This window comes from Flavobacterium circumlabens, from assembly GCF_004345565.1.
Lineage (GTDB): Bacteria > Bacteroidota > Bacteroidia > Flavobacteriales > Flavobacteriaceae > Flavobacterium > Flavobacterium circumlabens.
In genome coordinates, this window is record NZ_SLWA01000007.1 from 105,830 (window position 1) to 125,935 (window position 20,106).

Here is a 20,106-nt window from a genome sequence, read left to right on the forward strand (position 1 = left end):
TAGTGTTTAGAATTATAATTGTTTGATAAAATTTTTTGGCGAGATCCCAAAATGTTCCTTAAAGTTTAAAGTAAAATGAGAATTATTACTATAATGAAGCCGGTTTGCAATCTGGGATATTGTGAGTTGTTTGTCTTCAAGAAGTTCTTTTGCAAGGGCCAGTTTATTGTCCATAAAAAAAGAATTAGGTGTTAAGCCCGTTATTTTTTTAAACAAATTTTTAAACTTTGATTCAGACATTTCAATCTTTTTTGCCATTAATGAAATGCTTGGAAAAGGGCCTTCAATATTTTCAATCAGAAACATTTGCATGGCTATTATATTTTTGATATCCGTTTCTCTAATGGTTTGAATGATCGTCCTGTTACGCGCTATTTTCTTTAAATAATTAGACATCAGCATATGTACTGTAGCCTTGAGATTTAAATCGAAAACCGGGCCGCCCACTTTTAATTTGCGCAGATCATTGAGTATATGAAAGCTCTCATTACTGATTCTGTCAAATTTGATGATCGTATTTTTTTTTGGATCAGTTATTTGCTGCAGATCGGAGAAAAGAACAGTATCATCCTTAATAAAAGCGGCAAGCTTATTTTTTTGTATGAATATGCAAAGTGCATAAGTATGGCTCCCTGATTTTACCTGGTAATTGGTTTTTAAGCTGCCGTCAATCACCGCTAAATTATATTTCCATCGCCCTAAATCACAAATGGCAGTATTGGTCACCAGACGGGCTTCACCATCAGTAAGGTCATAGTAGAATCCAATAAAATCATCTTTTGTATTTTTTTGAATAAAATGAAGGTTTTTATAATATTTTACATTGATATAATAGGCGACAATCCCTTCTTCACATTCCAGAAAATACCTCGTTCCGGATTGTACCTCTTCGGGAACAACTATAAAATTTCCATCTATTTTTCCTTTGAGCTGTTTTGCAAGAGGTTCTGTCCAGCTTAGGTCAGCACAATAGGAATGTTCAATTATTTTCATGTGGCATTTATTATATTACAAAAGTTTTACTGCTTTAATTTTACTGGTTAGGAAGGATTTAATACGCTCCTGTTTGTTCCGTTCTGTAAATTATATCTTGTAAGAATTTGAATTAAATTTGCTTTTTCGGAGGTAATTTACTTTAAAAAAGCTTGGCTTTTTTAACCGTTTTATAACTGTAGGGATTCAATTGATAACTGTATTTTTTCATCGATTTTGAAGTCGGAAAATGCATGAAAAAGTAACTTTATGTTCTAAAATGGATGAAAACTTTATTCTGACATTTTTATGTCTTAAGTGGGCTATCCTGTAAGTACTATTCCACTTAATTTTGCTTTTTTCATTAGAGGACTAATAAAATGAATGAACTAAATTAATTAATACGATAAGGATGAATACTTCGAAATTTTCTGCAGAGTTTGAGTTGAATATTAATGAAATACAAAAACTAAATAAGATGTATTTTAAACGTTTGTACAAAGGACGGGTTAGGGTCTTTTTTATACTTATTTTAGTCGCTTTCCTCTTTTTTGACTTTTTAAATTTAGAAAGCCAGGAAGATTTTATGAAATGGCAGTTACAGAGTTTAATTTTGATTGTCTCGTTTTTTATGTTTCATTATTCATTTGTAAATGCAACATGCAAGTTCTTTTTTAAGTTCATGAGAAAACTTGTCGGGTACAGCAGTCTTACCGGGAGATATAAACTCAACTTCACCAGTTCTTATATTTATGTAAATTCTCCATTAGGTGCTTTTGCTCACACCTGGAGTCAGATTGATAAAGCAGTTCTCACTAAGGATTTTTTCTTTTTATATGTTAAGGATAAAGATCAGCACATTATTTCTATTTCAAATAAATCCGGCTGTCACAGGAATATGACGGACCTGATCACATTTGTAGAACGTCATGTCATGCACATTACTAAAATGTAAGAGATTGGCAGTTCATCTGATGAATATAAATTGAAAGCTGTTTTTTTATCCTAACCACTATCGAAAAGAGCAAAGGTTTAAAGCTTTTACACGCTTTCTACCTCCTTAAAATGGGTTCCTAAAGCTTAAGAATTTACTTCAATAAGGTGTTATAACAGGTCAGGGCAAAAAAATAAAAAATAAAAACAGAGAAGACTTTTTTTGTAATTGTTTGATTATAAGACCCGAAGAGTGTCGGTTAATTTAATATTAAGAGGTCAGGCAAAAACGGGTATAATTTTAACATTAAAGATGCGTTATCTATCAAGCAAACTTTTATTTTTGCGCCTTAATTTAACAAGTATAAGCATGAAAGATCTATTAGTAAAAATCAACGCCGAAATCGACACATTCAAAGCAGAAGCTGAATCACTAACTGAAAAAGGTGTAAAAGCTGCTGGACCAAGAGCACGTAAATCAACTTTGGAAATTGAAAAACTTTTAAAAGAGTTTAGAAAAGTTTCTATCGAAGAATCAAAAAAATAATATTTGTATTCAGAAACAAAACCTCGTTTAAGTATTTAAACGAGGTTTTTTTATGGAAATTATTTTAGGATTTCTATAGCTTCTTTAAGGCTGCAATTATTTTTACGTTATAACGAAATTAATGCTACTGCTCTAATCATACAATTTACCGGTACGTAATACTTTGCCATCATTATTTTTCGGTTTAATTCTATTCCGGCTTTCACAAACTAAAGAAATTGCTTACTTTCATAGAATAGTTTCAAAAACAATCTAAATGGACAAAAAGTTAAAACAATTCGGGATTAAATCAATTGTCGTGTTGCTGCTGATTCATTTAGCTTATTTTATCTACGGATATTTTCAGTTTGCAGGTATAAAGAACATCAATATTTATACAGAATTCTACAGATTCAAATTTTATGATGATGTTTCCATTTCTCATTTCTTCGTGAGTGGTTTATTATTATTGCTGTTTTTAATTTTTTTATTGCGAAATCATACCAGACAAGCATATTCGACTTTAAATCTGGTCAAAATTGGCGGAGTGATTTTGTTGATTTCATTTCTTTCTTTTTCCTTTTTTATCAGTTATAGTTTTGGTCTGAATGCAAAACTAAAAACAGAATTACCGGAAACAGATTTCAATACCGACAAGGCTTTACTCAATGTTTTAAATCCGTTTTTATACAATTATACCTCTTATAGTTCTGAGAAATTATTCAATCCCGAAAACATTTTATATCCAAAACCCTATCCGGTAATAAAAGGAACAGAGTCCATCAATTACGATTCAAACGGGAGCGAATATGCAATCGAAGAACACCGTTATTTCAGTATCGATACACTGAAACTGCTGACTTCGACATATGAGAAAGTAAATAATAAAGCAGATTCTGTTTTTAATATTTTAGGATTTGATAAAGAAGAACTGACGAAAAGAATCATCTCAAAAAAAGTGATTAAAGACAGTACCGAAATTGTTTTCAAAGGAAGAGAAGTCAATCTGGACTATGACGGGGATATTTGCATATTTCTGCAGAATAAAAAATTGTACGCACCAATACACGGTATCCCTGTTGAAAAACAACAGTATCAGAATGCTGTAGAAAGATATAAACTTCTTTATAAATACAAACCGGATTCTTTATTATACTCTTTTCAAAAGCTGGATACTTTATTGAAAAAATACAATATCGAAACACAGATTCAGCCAAAATTGCTAACGAAGGATGCCTTTTATTACAGGGATAATAACAGAGCACCTTTAAACGGAATTAGAAATACCTACGACAGAGTTGCCCTGAAAGATAAATTTAATACGCTGGAGAAATTGTTTTATGAACCGAACTATTTACATCCGTCGATAATGATGATTTTCTTTACGGTCATTTTAGTAGTCTGGCTAATTTTGTTTCTATTTTATGTTTCATGGAATTATAAGAATAAAAAACAAATCGATAAGATTTAGGATTTAAATATATGTATAACCGACGGCGCAGTGAGAAATCCTGCGCCGTCTGCTTTTTTACGTATACGGTCTGGATTTGTATACTTCCCGTATTTTATATTACTTTGTAAAGAATACTAATCGGTATCTTTTATGAAAAAAGCAGTTTCGACACGACTTTCCATTCTTCAGAAATCATTTGAATTAATCTATACGCACGGGTATCAGGCTACCAGTATTGATACTATTATTGCGACAACCAACGTAACCAAAGGTGCATTTTTTTATCATTTTAAAAATAAGGACGAAATGGGGCTCGCCGTTATTAACGAAATTATGTATCCGTTGATGTATGCTGATTTCGTAAAACCACTTTTGAGTTCAAACGATCCCGTACATGATATTTATAAAATGATGCATTATTTACTTTTGGAAAATGAGTTTTTGCTAAAAAAATACGGCTGCCCGGCCGGGAATCTAACGCAGGAAATGTCTCCGGTAAACCAACTGTTTAGCCAGGCACTTTCTAAACTGACTACAGAACTAAAAGAAGCGATGCAAATTGCCTTAAAAAAAGGTAAAGATTCAGGAAGTATAAAATCCGGGATAAACGAGGAGCAGGTAGCGCTTTTTGTATTATCGGGTTATTGGGGCATTCGGAATTTTGGTAAACTTTCGGATGATAATGATTGTTATATTGTTTATTTAGAGGAACTTAAGTCGTATTTGAAGAATTTGGAAAAAAACTAATTTCAAAAACATACTACTTAGTATGTTTTATTTATATTTGCATTATTATTTTAAAACAAATAACAATGTATCTAACACTATTACTTTTGCATTCCACCGTGAGATGGCTGGTGCTTTTGAGTTTATTTTATTCTATTATTAGGGCATATCGGGGATACCAAAACAAATTTTCTTTTTCTAAAATAGATAACGTAGTCCGCCACTGGACGGCGACTCTTGCTCATCTTCAGTTAATGCTGGGTATAGTGTTGTATTCGCAGAGTGCCTTAATTAAATACTTCTGGAATAATTTTGCGGAAGCTTCAAAGGATCTAAGCACACTTTTCTTTGGTTTAATCCATCTTATTTTAATGCTGGCGGCGATTATAATCATAACGATTGGTTCGGCAGCAGCAAAGCGCAAGACACTTTATTCCGATAAATTCAAAACGATGTTTATCTGGTTTTCTATTGCCTTACTGCTTATTTTCATAGCCATTCCGTGGCCTTTTTCTCCTCTTGCCAACAGACCTTATTTTAGATAATTATGACAAATTTTTTCAAAACAAACATCGGGCGATTAAGAATTCTTGGTTTTCTGGAAGGCTTATCTTTATTGATTTTAATTTTTATTGCGGTTCCTCTTAAATATATTTTCGATAACCCGTCGCTGACAAAAATGATGGGACCGATTCATGGTGCCTTATTTCTGCTTTTTATATTCAATGCCCTGAGTGTTGGTGTAGAACAAAACTGGAAATTTAAAACGACAACTTCCAAAGTTCTTCTGGCCTGTATTATTCCTTTTGGGACCTTTTATATTGATCATAAAATTTTGCGTAAATCGAAATTGAAGATAAATAACAAAGTTTGTAAACCAATTTAGGAAAATATAAACCAGAACAATCATGATTGAGATTTTCAAAACCAATGTAAATTCAAAAAGACAATCCGGCAGGATTTTAAAAATGCTTAAAAGGATATTTCCAAACGCTTCTTTTATTTTTGATTTGGAGGATTGCGACAAGATTTTACGGGTCGATCATATCGAAAGCATACAAATAGCAACCATTAAAAACGAAATCATAAATTTGGGTTTTGTCTGTGAGATATTGGAAGATTAATATCCTTAAACAATAGGTAAGTTGAGGTAATTTACAGCATTAATTTTTAGTCAAAAGCGGCTGATTCTGTTCTGGAATCAGCTGCTTTTTTTATGATAGATTAAGTTTTTCATAAACCGGATTATGTATTGCTTTTTTGCTTAGCTTTCGCAGGGCTACAAGTGCAAAATATATGTTTTTTACGTAAAAAAAATATATAAGTAAAATCATTAGATCTCAAAATAAATAATAGGTAAAGATTTATATTTTGGATTTAATTACAACTCATAGTTATATTCTATAAGGCGCTTTGTAAGAAAAAAAACAGGATTATCCGTAATATTGCGATAGGAAGTTTTGTTTGAAATTTCAGCATTTCCTTATCATTTTTGAATATGAAATGATTTTTTGACCATCACTTTCTTTAAAATTTCCCCAAATCTCTAAAATAACTATTAATTAATTATGTTCTTTACTCTCACTCATGACCAGATACAATTTTGTTATGGATCAAAACGCTGGCAATACAGTTTTAATGAAATTGTGGAGCTCGGATTACTTAAAAAAAAGAAGTCTTACCTTCTTGAAAATGGTGCTTTCATTGCCATTACCGCTATAGCTTATTATTGCATGGTTTTTTCAAATTTAATGGAGATGTACTATATCGTACCTACTTTATTATGCTATACTATTATCATTATTTCCAGATTTCATGCCAGCATCGATGCCGAATATTATGTTATCGTAAAAGATGTTTATAAAAAGGAAATCCGGGTAAAAATAAAAAATTTAGACCGGCCTGTCATAGGCAAACAAATAGATCAGTACTTAAATCTCGAGTTCGATCGGATGGTACATAAACAAAAATCCAACACTCAAAAATAATTCGATGTTATCAAACGAAACTTTTGGCTACGACCTTACTTTTATTGTCGTTGCCGTAGTGTATGGTTTTATTATTACGACCAAAAGAAAATAGAAATGCAGCTTCATTAACCTAATATTGAAGTTGTATCAGATCAAGTATTAAAAGGTATAGTTACAGTACCCCTACATTTAATAGTGAACTGTTAGCTGTACAAGATCCCCCACAAAGAGCTTATGACCACTTCAATAAAAAATAAAATTAAAAGCATCAGAGAGTTAAAAAATTATACTCAGGAATATATGGCAGATCAACTAGGCGTTACCCAGGCGGGTTATAGTAAAATAGAAAAAGGAAAAACTGTTCTTTCGTTTGTTAAATTAGTAGAAATAGCCCGTATTTTAGAAGTCAGTGTAGAAGATATACTTAGTTTCGATAGTCAGCGGTATTTCAATAATTTTAATAAAGTCAAAGGAAATAATAATGGCAGCATTCAGATTAATCCGGATAACAGTACCGCTTTAAAAGAACTTTATGAAGATAAAATAATGCTTCTGGAAAAATTACTCAGTAAAACAGAAGAAGAATTAAACCGCTATAAAAAGAAATTCGGTCAGCTGTAGCAACAAAAAAACGAGGTTGAAGCCTCGTTTTTTTATTTGTTATAATTTATGCTGTCTGATCCTCTGTAGTGGCATCGGGAGCGTTTGTTTTTACTGAAGCTATTCCATTGTCTCTGGCAGAAGTACTTTCGTACATTTCACTTGCACCGATGATCTGGCCATTTCCGGCTTTGAGATTGAAATAAGGTTTGCCGCTGCTGGATTCTTTTTTATCATATCTGCTGTCGTCCTGCGAGTTTGTTTTGACAGATTCGATTCCGTTTGTACAGGCAGATTTTGTAGAATAACCTTCGCTGGTTAAGATAGTCTGGCCATTTCCGGCTTTTAAATTAAATTGAAATTCACCATTTGATCTTGTAGTAATTACAAATTTTCCCATAAATTTTCGGTTTTTTTAAGTTAGGCATTCCTTATTTTGATATTTATAAAAGTACAAAACTTAGTCTTACAAATGATATACGCATAAAAAATAACCCCGATATAACGGAAAATTTACTATTTTTTGTTAAAAGCAGGCAGGATATACTTCTGAATAATTTCATCACTTGGCGATTGTGAATTGTAATTTCCACCGGTAATAATCGTAACCATATCTTGTTCTTCCCAAATGTAAATCTTCTGTCCGCCGTTTCCCTGTGCAGCTTTTCCATTATAGCGCACTCCGTTTACATCCAGATATTTAAGCCACCACAAATAACCGTAATTAACGCCCTGCACCACAGATTGTTTGGTCAGGGATTCTTTTACCCAGTCTTTCGATATCACCTGTTTGCCATTCCAAACTCCCTTATTCAGATAAAGCAAACCTAATTTCCCCATGTCTCTTGAACTTAAATAAACCTGGCAGAAGGTTTCTGAACTCGAAGCATCCGGTTTAAAATTCCAGACAAAATTTTTAATTCCAATGTCTTTAAAAAGAGTTTGTTTTGCAAAATCGGGCAGTGGCATTTTTGTCGCTTTTTCAATTATCCTGCCCAGTGTTATCGGATTTCCGGAGCAGTACATTCCTTTTCCTCCCGGTACGTCAATCATGGGTAAGTCCAGTGTAAATTGTATCCAGTCGGCCGAATTATTCATGGTGGTCTCGTTGCCTTCCGATTTTGGATTACTCACATCACAATCCAGACCGCTTTGGTTGGTTAGAAGGTTTTTAATCGAAATTAGCCTTTTGTCTTCCGTAAGATTTTTAAAAGTATATTCGGGAAAAAAGGATAAAACGGTTTCGTCTTTACTTTTTATAAACCCTTTATCAATGGCAATTCCGGTAAGCGCCGAAACAAAACTCTTTGTGGCAGATCGCAGTTCGTGTAATTTGGCTTTATTGTATTCATAAAAATATTCCTCAAATACAAGCTTTCCGTCTTTAATAATCAAAACACTATGAACGTTAGGCAATGTACCGTCTACGATTTTTTGCATCATTTCACTCAATAATGCTTTATCTAAAACGGTTTTATCGATACTTCCGGTCAAAATTCCGTCGACATCTTGTTTGGGTTGTTGATAAACATATTTAAAATCTTTTGGATTGAGTCTCGGGTACCACATTTCTTTTGGAAATGCTACTTTTTTGGAAACTAGATTGAAACCACTTCCGTCAGAAGTATAACCGGTAATAATTCCCGCCTTTCTGTTAAAAGTTACCTTTTCATTTGACATATTTTCAAAAACATCTTTGTCAATTGCTTTTAATTTATATTTGCTTTCGTTGATAATGGCGAACAAAACAGTGTCTTTTGGTGAAGCCGCTATTTTAAGAGAACCTTTATTTACATATTCATAAACACCTTCATATTCTTTTAATTGTTCGTAGGTAATTTTGAATTTTTGTTGTGAATAACCGGAATAAATCCCCACTAAAAATAACAGAAGCAAATGGTTTTTTTTCATTCTTTTTTGGTTTTAAAAGATTGTTCGTTAGTTAATTAAGGAAAGTTATAAAAAAAAGAGACACCTAATAATAAATTAGTGTCTCTTTTTTTATTGGTGTATATTTTTAAATATGCTATTTAATGCTAATCGGAACTTCAACTGTTGTTTTGTCCCAGCCGATTACTAAATTAGTAACAGCACCCTGAGTGGTAAAAGCAATCGATAAAGCTTCTACAGGAGTTGAGATTGGTTTAACCGGAACAACAATTTTTACCAGATCCTTGCTGGAATCATAAGCGTATGCACCCCATAAATCAACTTCTTTATTGATGATAACGGTCCATTTGTCTTTTTCAGGAATAGCAAAAAGACTATAAGTTCCCGCAGGAACCGCAACACCATTGATCGTTGCAGGTTTGTAAAATTTGATTTCCGTGTTTTCGTTAGCACCCACACGCCATACTTCACCAAACGGAATTAATTCTCCGAAAATCGCTCTTCCTTTTGCAGAGGGTCTTGAATAAATAACTTTGATTGCAGGTGAAGGTGTGTCTGTTTTTTTAAATTTCACGGATTTATTCGGAAAATAAGCAATATCAGCCGGACTGGCGTCCAAAGGCGCGAATTTAACTTCCTGGGCATTAACAGAAAAGACAAACAATAAAAGAAGGGTCAGTAAACTAAAATTTTTCATAACGTAGTATTTTTAATATGATTCATACAAAAATAAGAGAATAAAGAATAGGAAGAGATTAAATTTTTACTCGTTTTTCTTTTTTTCATACCAGTCGTGCATGATATAAAAGGCTTTCTTTTTCTGGCCATCGTTGGAGATCAGCCCTTTTCTGTTGTATTCGTCCTGAATCCCTGGCAATAGTCTTCTTGGGGATCTGAAATCTACCAGAATCCAAGGGCTTAATCCACTCAGGTGTGGAATATTTTCGATCATTTTCAGGTTCTGAATGTATAAGTATTCCTGGTATTCTTCTGTCCAGCGTTCGTTTTTTTCTCCGTGCAAACCTGCTTTTGCATCACCTCCAAATTCAGAAACAATCACGGGTTTATTGTATTTGGTTTTCCAGCGTATCTTTTCAGCATCTTCCAGATTACCGCCATACCAGCCTAAATACTGATTAAATGCAATGATATCTAAATACTGTCCGATTTCATCATTTATAGTTCCAAATCCATCTCCGCTTTGCGTTAATAATGCCGCACTGATTAATCGGGTCGTGTCCAGTGATTTGGTATGAGCTACCAGATCTTTGATGAAATTATTTCTGGCATCAGAGATCGGAGTTTCGTTGGCCATGGACCAAATAATAATACAGGCCCTGTTTTTATCTCTCGTAACCGCTGCAGTCAACTGATCCTGGGCATTGGTATACGTTTCTTTTCTGGTAAATTCAACCGTCCAGTACACCGGAATTTCTTCCCAGACCATTAAGCCTAATTGATCAGCCATTCGGATAATATTTTCGTTATGCGGATAATGCGCCAGACGTACGTAGTTGCAGCCTAATTCCTTTGCCCAGTTCAGCAGGCGTAAAGCATCTTCTTCAGAATTGGCGCGCCCGCCTTTGGCATTTTCTTCATGAATGGAAATTCCGCGTAAGAAGATTTGTTTTCCGTTCAGTAAAATTTTATCCTCCTGCGTTTCAATAGTTCTGAAACCGATCGTATCTTTTAATTTCTCTCCGTTGAAATCAATCGTAACCGCATATAATTTTGGATTTTCCGGTGACCAGTACGAGATGTTTTTAGCTGCAATTTCAAATTTCAAAATACCATCAGCACCCACTTTTCCTTTGTAATTAATTTTTAATTCCGGAATGGCGATTGCTACAGCATTCTGTGCCGGATTCAAATTATTGATTTTGATAAAGCCTGAAATTTTGTTTTTATCTTTTTTATCCAGTTGAATGGTATAATCTTCCACAAAAGAGGCTGATTCTTCGATTAAAGTAACATCGCGTGTAATTCCGCCATAATTCCACCAATCCGTATTAAGTGTCGGAACATCTTCTTTGTGACGCGTATTATCTACTTTAATCACCAGATAATTGTCTTTTGGTTTTACGATCGAAGTCACTTCATAGTTAAACGGTGTAAAACCACCTTCATGCGTTCCTAATTTCTTTCCGTTTAAATAGACATCTGCTTTGTAATTGATGGCGCCGATGTAGACAAAAAGACGTTTTTGGGCCTTCAGGTCATAGTCAAAGGATTTTTTGAACCATACATTTCCTTCGTAATATTTAAGCTCGGGAACTTGTGAATTCCAGTCTCCCGGAATGTTTATTTTGGGTGATTTATCAAAATCGTATTCTACCAGTTCCTGTTTGTTAACGGCATGATAGTTATTAAAATAAGCAGCGTTGGAAGGCTTGGCCTGCTTGTCGTAAACATCATGGTGAAAACTGTAATACCCTGTTTCATAAGGATCAACGATATAATTCCAGACACCGTTTAATGAAGTGGTATTTCGGTTCGGAACATTGGAGATCAGGTTTTGATTTTGCGATTGTCCGAGAATGGAAAAGGTTAGGAGCAATGTGGTTAGTAGTTTTTTCATTGGTAAAGTTTGTTTTATTTAGTATCAAAGCCGCAGCTTTTGTATTTATCTCTCGCAAAGTCACAGAGTCGCAAGGTTTTTTTGCCACGGATTAAAATGATTTTTTCTCGCAGATTGAGCAGATTTAATTTTTTAAAGCTTTGTAAATAAATAATCTGCTTAATCTGCCAAATCTGCGAGACACAAAAAAAAATGCCACTCTGCGGGACTAATTCATTTCAGTTTAAATAGCTTTTTATTCAATCTGTATTCGTAAATATTCCCCTTTAAAATTCTAGTTCAGCACCGTCATTTCTATTGGAATATTTAAACCATCAGGAATAACTTCAATCGAAGCTTTTCCGTTTGCCATCCGGATGGATTCGCTTCCGGTTGGTGTTCCCTGGCTTTTCATTGTTTTGCCCCCTTTAAGGCATTGGAAATATACGCTTTCTTCATAATCTAAACAACGTAAATTGTTGTTATCTATCGCAATAGCGGTGACAAGGTAATTTCCGTTCTTTAATTTTTCCGAAGATAATTGTAAGGAAACTGCAGATTCATTTTTAGTAAAGCGATAATTTACTTTTAACGTATCCGAAACCGTTTTACCATCTTTATTTTTTCCAATGGCGATTAAAGCGTTTTCACCTTTTTTGAAAGTAACGTCCCAGGTTAAGCCACAGGCCGGATAACTGGCAATATTTCGTTGTTTTTCACCCAGGGATTTTCCTTCGTGATATAAAGTCACTTTTTCGCAATTACTGAAAACACTTAGGACTCGGGGTGTGTTTTCAGGACCCTGACGTTCTGTCCAGGTATGCGATTCGATGTAGGTAAAGGGTTCATCGCTCCAGTAACTTTTAAAAACATAATAAGCATCTTTTGGAGTTCCGTTTCTGTCTGTCAGTCCTTTTTGGTTCATGTACGGGATATCATCTTCGGGACGCAACGGCGTTGCAAAATCCTTGAATGCCCATTGAACATTACCCACAAATGTTGGATCATTCTCGGATATATGCAAATGCCAGTCGAATAAATCGACAATATAATTTTCGCTCCAGTCCCCAATCTGGGCAATATTGGCCACTTTGGTCTGTACAATGGCTTCTTCCCAGCCTTCTGCTTTTATGATGTTTTCGCCTGTAACCGGATTTTCGCTGTGACGGCCCACATGACTGTCGCCGCCATATTCGGCATGGATAAAATGTTTGTATTCTTTCTTGTAAACATCAATTGCTTTTTGATAGCTTTTATAACTCCCCGAATACCAGCCGGACCAGATAGAAGGGGAGAAGACGTCTACAATCTGCGAACCTTCATAGTATTTTCGGATCGCTGTTTTTCGGTTCGGACCCATTTTATGGGCGATAGTGTTCAGCTCGGTCAGAAAAGCATTTGTCTTTTCGGTATTGTCTCCGTCAGGAAAGTCGGGAAGCCAGTTCATTTCATTTCCCAAAGACCAGATAATGATACTCGGATGGTTGTAGTTCTGATTGATGATTTCGGCCAGCATGTTTCTGGTATTGGTTTTCCAGAGTTCGTCGCCAATTCCGCCACGGCACCAGGGTAATTCATCCCAAACCAAAAGGCCGAGTTCATCACAGGCTTTATAGACTTCCGGATCTTGCGGATAATGCGCCAGACGGACAAAATTGGCTCCCATCTTTTTTATGGATTCCATATCGGCACGATGTTGTGCATTGCTCATGGCAGCGCCAACGCCAGCTTGTTCTTCGTGTCGGTGTGTACCGCGAAGCAAGAGCCTTTTTCCGTTCAGGTAAAATGGACCATGATCTTTAAATTCAAACCATCTAAAACCGACCTTCTCATTGATACTGTCTTTTGCTTTGTTTTTTTCGGACAAAACAGCCGTTACCGTATATAAATTAGGCTTTTGGGTATCCCACAATTCCGGATTTTTGATATTTTCGAATGTTATATGGGTTGTTTTCCCGCTAACCGAAACCGTTTTCCCGGCCACTTTTTTTCCTTTCGGATTATTAAGAATGACAGTCAGGGAAAGATCTTTTGCATTTTCCGGATTTACTGTGGATGCGATAATCTGTAAAGAGGCTTTTTTCGCGGAAACTTGCGGAGTGGTAATTTTCAGGTTATCGATATTGTTTTTGTATTTGGAAACCAGCCAGACATCGCGCGTAATGCCGCCATAAATAAAGAAATCACTTTTTTGGGAGGGAATAATTTCAATATCATAACTATTGTCCACCCGAACAAAAACAGCATTGTTTCCTTCTTTGATAAAGTTCGTAATATCGATGGTAAAGCCAATATATCCGCCAATATGACCTCCGGCTTCTTTGCCATTGACATATACTTTGGTGGTGACATTAGCACCTTCAAAATATAAAAAATAGCGTTGGTTTGGATCTATTTGTGCAATGTTGAGCTGTTTCTGATACCAGCTTGCATCACGCCTGTAACCGGGATTTAAGTCGGTGGCGTCTTCGCTGTTCCAGCTGTGCGGCAGATTTATTCCCGTCCAGTTCGCTGCTTTTTGGGCATCGTTCAGGTTTGGAGTATTGTTTTCTAAATAAAGCCAGTTGTCATTGATATTTGTTTGGGTACGCAAATCAGTAGTTGCCTGAGCAAAAAGACTGCCCAGGCAAAACTGAAAAACAAAAATGAAAGTAAAAAAAGAGCTATAGTGGTACGATTGTTTTCTCATAAGTTATAAGTCTTTTTTTCTTAATAATGCTTCCAGGAAATAGTAATCGGCATAGATGATAGGTTCATCAATTTCGTCTTTCTTAGGCCAGTTTCCTGTGCTGTGATCTAAAATAAAAGGCGCATTGATTTTAGGGTTTACAATATAGTTGTCCGACTCTAAAGTCCTGATTACCTTGTCCGCATAAGTCAGGTAACTTTTATTTTGGGTATAGCCGTACAATTCATATAATGCAGAAGCCATAACGGTTGCGGCAGAAACATCACGTGCGGCATTTGGAATCGACGGATCTTTAAAATCCCAATACGGAATTCCATCTTCCGGCAGGTCTTTGCTTGTAATGAAAAATTGTGCTGTTGCTTCGGCCTGCTTCAGATAGGCCGGATCTTTAGTATATCGGTACGACATGGTAAAACCGTAAACGGCCCAGGCTTGTCCTCGTGCCCAGACGGAATCGTCATTATATCCCTGAAGCGTGGTTTTCTTTCTGACAGCTCCGGAATCAGGATTATAATCGATGACGTGATAACAACTGTTATCTGTCCTGAATTGATTTTTCAATGTGGTATTGGCATGCTTTACCGCGATCTCCTGATATTTTTTATTGCCGGATAATTTGGTCGCCTCAAAAAGTAATTCAAGGTTCATCATATTATCAATAATCACCGGATATTCCCAAATGTCTTTGTTGAAATCCCAGGAACGAATCGCTCCGGTTTTTTCATTAAAGCGGGTGCACAACGTTTCGGCTCCTTTGATGATCACGTCTTGGTATTCCGGTTTGTTTTCGACTTTTAAGCCTTCGCCAAAAGCGCAGTATACTTTAAATCCAACATCATGAGAACCGCTGTTCACGCTTTCTTTTTTACTGAAAGGCGTCCACTTTTCAGCCTGTTTTTTGTATTCGGAATTGCCTGTCAATCGATACAGCTGCCATAAGTTTCCGGCAAAAAAACCGCTGGTCCAATCTCGCGAAGGTACTTTCTTTATGAGATTGGATTTCAGGTTCATGCTGCGCGGCATGGACAGGGAATCAACAGGATATTCCAACAGCATTTTGTAACGGGTTTCAAGAAGAGTGCTGGCGGTTGCAGGCGTATTTTTTGTTTGGGAATTAATTCCGGATTTGCACGCTGTTGCCAGCAATGCAAACCCAAGAATTAAAGTAAAAAAACTAACTTTATTCATACTAATTAATCTAATGTTTAGTAACCCGGATTGTTTGGTTTTAAATTAGGATTGATGGCCAGCTCCGTTCCCGGTAAGGCAAAAAGGTAATCCCTGTTCGGATCAAAATTGGCATGAGGCTCAAAACCAGCCGGACCAAATACTTCAGGACCGTTTTTCAGTCTTTTAATGTCATACCATCTGATGTATTCAAAGGCAAATTCGAGCCTTCTTTCATTGATCACCATTTTTCTGAAATCCACCTGGGATAATCCCGGAGTTACATTCGCAGGAAAAGAAACTTGTTTTCCGGCTTTGTTTCGGGCTCTTGCCAAAACTCTGTTTACATAACCGTCTGCTTCAGAAGTTCCCGGAGTAATTTCGTTTAAGGCTTCGGCAGCCGTCAGCAATACTTCGGCGTAACGCATGGTGATGTAATTGTGTTGCGAAGTTCTTCCGTTGGCACCGGCTTTCCCAGGAAAACGAAAGTATTTGGCAATATGCGGACGGGGTGCTTTTTCATTATCGCTTGACGGATAAATCTGCAAAGAACCGCCCGGACCTGTTTTCTTTCTGATAATCGTATCAAAGCTTACCGCTCTTCTGTAATCTCTCTGATCCCAGTCGTTAAAAACTTTCAAAGACGGTACAGCTACAGAAAACCCCTGACCATAGCTGTAACTATCATCTTTTAAAGAACCCGTAAAAAATGCCGTATAATCCTGGCCGTAGTTTCCGGATACTAAGTTGTTGAAATCAATAGTGAATAACGGCTCTTTTAATGCCGCTGCTTTATTAGCATTAAACAAATCCTGAAAATCAGCATCGAGTCCTAAACCGAATTTTGCTTCGTTGGTAATAACGTATTTCGCTTCATCGTACGCTTTCTGGTATTGCCCTAAGGTCAGGTATACAGAAGCCAGATAACCTGCCGCTGTTCCTTTTCCCGGAACGGCTTTTACTTTTGGTTTGTCGTCCAGCCATTTTTTTGCAAATTCCAGGTCTTCAATTATTTTGGCATAGACCACAGCCTCTTTGGTCCGGCTTAATTTATCGACCTGTGAAACTTCATTTACGGCAAAATCAATATAAGGAACATCTCCAAAGATGCGAACCAGATGATAGTACGTAAAAGCTCTTGCAAAATAGGCCTGCGCTACGATCGCGTTTACTTTTGCAGGATCACCCGGCGTTTTTTTGGCGCCTTCAATGGCCTGATTGGCCGCTGCAATAATGATATAGGACTGTGGCCAGAAGTTCGCCACAAGCGCATTGGTATCATTCATTTTAAAGTCATTAACATCAATTCTCGCTGCCTGAGTCGTTCTGTCTCCAATATCGGACATGTCATCTCTTAGCATCAGTGCAATTGTAAATTCCCTTCCCCAGTAGTTATTGTGGGCAATGTTGGCAAAACTTCCGTTTACAGCAGCCTGTAAATCGTCTGTATTGTTAAAAAAGTTATCGGGACGAATGATTCCAACCGGATGTTCTTCTAAATCAGAGCATCCAAAGGTGAATATTCCCAAGAAAAGAAAAGTGATATATTTTTTCATAATGTGTTGTGTTAGACTAAAATTTAATATTAAATCCGAATGTAAAAGTTTTCACATTGGGATAACTTCCATATTCCAAACCTAGATTCGTATTACTTCTGGCATTACTGTCATTCAGATAACTGGTCTCCGGATCTGATCCCGGATAATCGGTAATCGTCCAGATGTTTTGTGCACTGATGTAAAAACGAACTTTGCTCAGTCCCATTTTAGAAACAATCTTCTCATTTAAACTGTATCCGACAGAGATATTTTTCAGGCGGATGTAACTGGCATCGTACACAAATCTTGAAGTAACTCTTTTGGTTCTTGCAGCGTTGGCAGGAACGTTGGTGTCGGTGTTGGTTGGCGTCCAGGCGTCTAAAACTTCTGTTGTAGCATTATTGTTTCCGGAAGCCAGTTCCATCAGCGTATAATTTAATACCTGATTGCCTTCTGAACCCTGGAAGAAGATATTTAGATCTATATTTTTATACGTGAAATCATTATTCAGACCAAAAATGAAATCAGGATTCGGATTACCAATAATCGTTTTATCATTGGAATCTAATTTTACGTCACCGTTTACGTCTTTGAATTTTTCTCCACCCGCAACGGTTTCGAAGTTACCCGGAAGAGCTGTTTCCCCTTGTTGTAGCACACCGTCATAAATAAATCCGAAGAAAGAACCAACGGGTTGTCCCACTCTCAGGATTTGAGATTCTGTTGCGAGGAAATGTCCCGGTGTGGAGTTGATGAGAAGGTCTTTGTTATCGGCCAATTTCAATACTTTGTTTTTGTTGGAAGAGATATTAAAACTGGTGGACCAGGTGAAATCTGCCCCAATAAAGTTTTTCGAATTAATGCCTAATTCCCAGCCTTTGTTTTCTAATTCTCCCACATTCTGAAGCTGGGATCCAATTCCGGAAACGCCCGGTAAAGGTCTGTTGAACAATAAATCTTTGGTAATTGTTTTGTAATAATCGGCCGTTACGCTTATTCTGTTATCAAACAAGCCCAGATCGATTCCATAATCCTGCTGATAGGAAGTTTCCCATTTCAGGTTTGGATTGTCTAATGAAGTCAGCTGAACCGCATTTACAATGACGTCACCGCTCACATCGTAAATTTCAGAAAATCTGGAAAGGGTAGAATAGGCTCCGATGGAAGGATTTCCGGTGGCACCATAACTGGCTCTCAATTTCAGGTTTGAAATGATTTTACTGTCTTTTAAAAATTGCTCTTTGCTGATATTCCAGCCAATCGCTCCCGAAGGGAAAGTTCCGTATTTATAGTTTTCACTAAAGCTGGAAGAACCATCCCGTCTGGCTGTAAACGTTAGTAAATATTTGTCGTCGTAATCAAAGTTTAACCTTCCGAAAGCAGAAATCAGTTCTGTTTCTGATAAAGAAGAATCCGGTTTTAAGAAAACAGTTCCGGCTCCTAAATTATGATACGAATTGGTATTGGTTAAAAATCCTCTTGACGCAGCGTAAGAGCTTTCGTTTTTATTCTTCTGATAGGAATACCCTCCAAGAACCGTCAGGATTCCTTTTGAGATAATTTCTTTTTTGTACGTCAGATAATTTTCTGTCAGGAAAGACGAATTTCTGTTGTTGTTTACAGAAGCTTCTCCTTTGATATTTTTTCCGGCAATTAAAGTCGACGGAAGAAATCTTCCGGTCTGTGAATTAGAATCGGATAAGCCTAAAGTAGTTTTGAATTCAAGATCTTTTGTGAATTTATAGTTGGCAAAGAAATTGTTTCTGCTGACTACCGAAACCGTTTCCAATATATTATCCATCGCTGTTGCATACGGATTATCGATATCATCCCCGATTGGGGCAGTAGATGTGTAGCTGCCGTCTGCTTTGTAAATTCCTAAATCAGGCATAAAACGATATGCTGCAGCAATAACACCTGCTGCTCCCGTACCACCGGCACCCGTTTGGGAAATAATTCCTTCTTTGTTTTGTTTGCTTTGAAAAGTATTCAGTCCCACTTTAAGCCTGTCCGTTAAGTCAGCTTCCAGATTGCTTACAATGGTGTATTTGTCTATTCCGGAATTGATTACCACTCCGTTCTGATTGAAATAATTCCCGGATACATAATATTTTATTTTATCGGATCCGCCCGAAAAAGACAGGGAAGTATTCGAAACCAGTCCGTCACGATAAATAACATCCTGCCAGTCGGTATCTGCCGGTCCTTGTGTGTGCGTCGTAAAACTTTTTCGGTACGCAGCAAATTGATCCGCATTCAGCAAATGCAATTTGTTGTTCACCGATTGTGTCGAAGTCGAATTACTGAATTCAATGACCGGTTTTCCCGGTTTTCCTTTTTTGGTCGTCACCATAATTACTCCGTTTGATCCTCTTGATCCGTAGATAGCAGTGGCCGAAGCATCTTTTAAAACTTCAATAGAAGCAATATCCTGGGGTGCCGGCATCGAAACACCTGCAAAACCATCGACTACAATAAGGGCATCCCCACTGGCATTGATAGACGTTCCTCCACGAACCCTGATTTTTACCGGAGCGCCCGGTTCACCACCGTTGTTAGACTGAACGGCTACACCTGCAGCACGTCCCTGCAAAGCCTGTTCTGCATTTAATAAAGGGTAAGCGGTAAGTTCTTTTGCCGTTACAGAAGACACAGAACCCGTGATATCACTCTTTTTACGCGTACCGTAACCCACTACAATCACTTCTTCCAGGTTTTTGGTATCGGGTTTCAGGCTGATATTCACCACCGTTTTGTTTCCAACCGGAATTTCTACCGTCTGGTATCCAACAAAGTTAAAAACAAGGACAGCATTTTTTTCTGAAACAAAAACAGAGTAATTTCCGTCCATATCTGATGTGCCTCCAACAGAGGATCCTTTGACATAAACATTGGCACCGGGAAGTCCGAGCAAGTCTTCACTGGAAGTAATTTTTCCGGTGACTTTTTTCTCCTGTGCATTCACAATAATGTTTCCAAGTAAAAAGACTACCAGAAAACACCATTTAAGCGACTTAATTTTTTGGTTTGTAAACATTCATTTTTTGGTTTAAGGTTAATGTTAGATAAAATAAAAAAGCAATAA

General features: G+C 36.7%; 18 protein-coding genes. 9 read left to right on the plus strand and 9 right to left on the minus strand.

Translation table 11 applies throughout. The annotated features are described in order from the left end of the window. Positions 1-12: 12 nt before the first annotated feature. A complete protein-coding gene (locus EV142_RS16925) occupies positions 13-993 on the minus strand; it encodes a helix-turn-helix domain-containing protein (protein WP_132037021.1) in 981 nt (326 codons plus the stop codon). 661 nt (positions 994-1,654) lie between these two features. Between EV142_RS16925 and EV142_RS16930 the strand changes: the two genes are divergently transcribed. The 9 genes from EV142_RS16930 to EV142_RS16970 all read left to right on the plus strand — a co-directional run bounded on the left by EV142_RS16930 (position 1,655) and on the right by EV142_RS16970 (position 7,201). Continuing rightward, a complete protein-coding gene (locus EV142_RS16930) occupies positions 1,655-1,927 on the plus strand; it encodes a YcxB family protein (protein WP_132037022.1) in 273 nt (90 codons plus the stop codon). A gap of 348 nt (positions 1,928-2,275) precedes the next feature. Further along, positions 2,276-2,452 (plus strand): histone H1, encoded by a 177-nt coding sequence (locus EV142_RS16935; RefSeq protein ID WP_132037023.1) that lies wholly within the window; start codon positions 2,276-2,278, stop codon positions 2,450-2,452. Positions 2,453-2,708: 256 nt separating this feature from the next. Then, positions 2,709-3,902: a hypothetical protein gene (locus EV142_RS16940; protein ID WP_132037024.1), complete on the plus strand. Its 1,194-nt coding sequence runs from the start codon at positions 2,709-2,711 to the stop codon at positions 3,900-3,902. A 132-nt stretch (positions 3,903-4,034) separates the two neighbouring features. Next, positions 4,035-4,631, plus strand: a complete 597-nt coding sequence (locus EV142_RS16945) for a TetR/AcrR family transcriptional regulator (protein ID WP_132037025.1) — start codon at positions 4,035-4,037, stop codon at positions 4,629-4,631. A gap of 65 nt (positions 4,632-4,696) precedes the next feature. Continuing rightward, a complete protein-coding gene (locus EV142_RS16950) occupies positions 4,697-5,155 on the plus strand; it encodes a hypothetical protein (RefSeq protein WP_132037026.1) in 459 nt (152 codons plus the stop codon). 2 nt (positions 5,156-5,157) lie between these two features. Further along, entirely contained in the window at positions 5,158-5,496 is a 339-nt protein-coding gene (locus tag EV142_RS16955; protein WP_132037027.1) for a DUF3817 domain-containing protein, read from the plus strand. Between the two features lie 22 nt (positions 5,497-5,518). Then, positions 5,519-5,734, plus strand: coding sequence for a hypothetical protein (locus EV142_RS16960; RefSeq protein WP_132037028.1), 216 nt, complete (start codon positions 5,519-5,521; stop codon positions 5,732-5,734). Positions 5,735-6,178: 444 nt separating this feature from the next. Then, positions 6,179-6,598: a hypothetical protein gene (locus EV142_RS16965; protein WP_132037029.1), complete on the plus strand. Its 420-nt coding sequence runs from the start codon at positions 6,179-6,181 to the stop codon at positions 6,596-6,598. A 216-nt stretch (positions 6,599-6,814) separates the two neighbouring features. After that, the gene (locus tag EV142_RS16970) at positions 6,815-7,201 is read left to right on the plus strand and encodes a helix-turn-helix transcriptional regulator (protein ID WP_132037030.1); all 387 of its coding nucleotides are present in this window, start codon (positions 6,815-6,817) and stop codon (positions 7,199-7,201) included. A gap of 46 nt (positions 7,202-7,247) precedes the next feature. On the opposite strand, the gene EV142_RS16975 is transcribed toward EV142_RS16970, so the two are convergent. The 8 genes from EV142_RS16975 to EV142_RS17010 form a co-directional block, all read right to left on the minus strand. After that, positions 7,248-7,580 carry a YegP family protein gene (locus tag EV142_RS16975; protein WP_132037031.1) on the minus strand — a complete coding sequence of 111 codons (333 nt, stop codon included), beginning with the start codon at positions 7,578-7,580 and terminating at the stop codon, positions 7,248-7,250. Positions 7,581-7,696: 116 nt separating this feature from the next. After that, entirely contained in the window at positions 7,697-9,091 is a 1,395-nt protein-coding gene (locus EV142_RS16980; RefSeq protein ID WP_132037032.1) for a serine hydrolase domain-containing protein, read from the minus strand. Positions 9,092-9,206: 115 nt separating this feature from the next. Next, the gene (locus EV142_RS16985; RefSeq protein ID WP_132037033.1) at positions 9,207-9,767 is read right to left on the minus strand and encodes a DUF2911 domain-containing protein; all 561 of its coding nucleotides are present in this window, start codon (positions 9,765-9,767) and stop codon (positions 9,207-9,209) included. 66 nt (positions 9,768-9,833) lie between these two features. Beyond that, complete coding sequence (locus EV142_RS16990) at positions 9,834-11,648, minus strand: glycoside hydrolase family 2 protein (RefSeq protein WP_132037034.1); 1,815 nt, start codon at positions 11,646-11,648, stop codon at positions 9,834-9,836. Between the two features lie 274 nt (positions 11,649-11,922). Then, complete coding sequence (locus tag EV142_RS16995; protein WP_132037035.1) at positions 11,923-14,316, minus strand: glycoside hydrolase family 2 protein; 2,394 nt, start codon at positions 14,314-14,316, stop codon at positions 11,923-11,925. 3 nt (positions 14,317-14,319) lie between these two features. Beyond that, complete coding sequence (locus tag EV142_RS17000) at positions 14,320-15,504, minus strand: glycoside hydrolase family 88 protein (RefSeq protein WP_132037036.1); 1,185 nt, start codon at positions 15,502-15,504, stop codon at positions 14,320-14,322. Positions 15,505-15,521: 17 nt separating this feature from the next. Then, entirely contained in the window at positions 15,522-17,039 is a 1,518-nt protein-coding gene (locus EV142_RS17005; protein WP_132037037.1) for a RagB/SusD family nutrient uptake outer membrane protein, read from the minus strand. Positions 17,040-17,055: 16 nt separating this feature from the next. After that, positions 17,056-20,058, minus strand: coding sequence for a SusC/RagA family TonB-linked outer membrane protein (locus EV142_RS17010; protein WP_132037038.1), 3,003 nt, complete (start codon positions 20,056-20,058; stop codon positions 17,056-17,058). Positions 20,059-20,106 lie beyond the last annotated feature (48 nt).

Bases quoted from the DNA above. Each gene is read 5' to 3' on its own strand.
- EV142_RS16925 (WP_132037021.1), bottom strand. From the start codon at position 993: ATGAAAATAATTGAACATTCCTATTGTGCTGACCTAAGCTGGACAGAA.
- EV142_RS16930 (WP_132037022.1), top strand. From the start codon at position 1,655: ATGAGAAAACTTGTCGGGTACAGCAGTCTTACCGGGAGATATAAACTC.
- EV142_RS16935 (WP_132037023.1), top strand. From the start codon at position 2,276: ATGAAAGATCTATTAGTAAAAATCAACGCCGAAATCGACACATTCAAA.
- EV142_RS16940 (WP_132037024.1), top strand. From the start codon at position 2,709: ATGGACAAAAAGTTAAAACAATTCGGGATTAAATCAATTGTCGTGTTG.
- EV142_RS16945 (WP_132037025.1), top strand. From the start codon at position 4,035: ATGAAAAAAGCAGTTTCGACACGACTTTCCATTCTTCAGAAATCATTT.
- EV142_RS16950 (WP_132037026.1), top strand. From the start codon at position 4,697: ATGTATCTAACACTATTACTTTTGCATTCCACCGTGAGATGGCTGGTG.
- EV142_RS16955 (WP_132037027.1), top strand. From the start codon at position 5,158: ATGACAAATTTTTTCAAAACAAACATCGGGCGATTAAGAATTCTTGGT.
- EV142_RS16960 (WP_132037028.1), top strand. From the start codon at position 5,519: ATGATTGAGATTTTCAAAACCAATGTAAATTCAAAAAGACAATCCGGC.
- EV142_RS16965 (WP_132037029.1), top strand. From the start codon at position 6,179: ATGTTCTTTACTCTCACTCATGACCAGATACAATTTTGTTATGGATCA.
- EV142_RS16970 (WP_132037030.1), top strand. From the start codon at position 6,815: ATGACCACTTCAATAAAAAATAAAATTAAAAGCATCAGAGAGTTAAAA.
- EV142_RS16975 (WP_132037031.1), bottom strand. From the start codon at position 7,580: ATGGGAAAATTTGTAATTACTACAAGATCAAATGGTGAATTTCAATTT.
- EV142_RS16980 (WP_132037032.1), bottom strand. From the start codon at position 9,091: ATGAAAAAAAACCATTTGCTTCTGTTATTTTTAGTGGGGATTTATTCC.
- EV142_RS16985 (WP_132037033.1), bottom strand. From the start codon at position 9,767: ATGAAAAATTTTAGTTTACTGACCCTTCTTTTATTGTTTGTCTTTTCT.
- EV142_RS16990 (WP_132037034.1), bottom strand. From the start codon at position 11,648: ATGAAAAAACTACTAACCACATTGCTCCTAACCTTTTCCATTCTCGGA.
- EV142_RS16995 (WP_132037035.1), bottom strand. From the start codon at position 14,316: ATGAGAAAACAATCGTACCACTATAGCTCTTTTTTTACTTTCATTTTT.
- EV142_RS17000 (WP_132037036.1), bottom strand. From the start codon at position 15,504: ATGAATAAAGTTAGTTTTTTTACTTTAATTCTTGGGTTTGCATTGCTG.
- EV142_RS17005 (WP_132037037.1), bottom strand. From the start codon at position 17,039: ATGAAAAAATATATCACTTTTCTTTTCTTGGGAATATTCACCTTTGGA.
- EV142_RS17010 (WP_132037038.1), bottom strand. From the start codon at position 20,058: ATGTTTACAAACCAAAAAATTAAGTCGCTTAAATGGTGTTTTCTGGTA.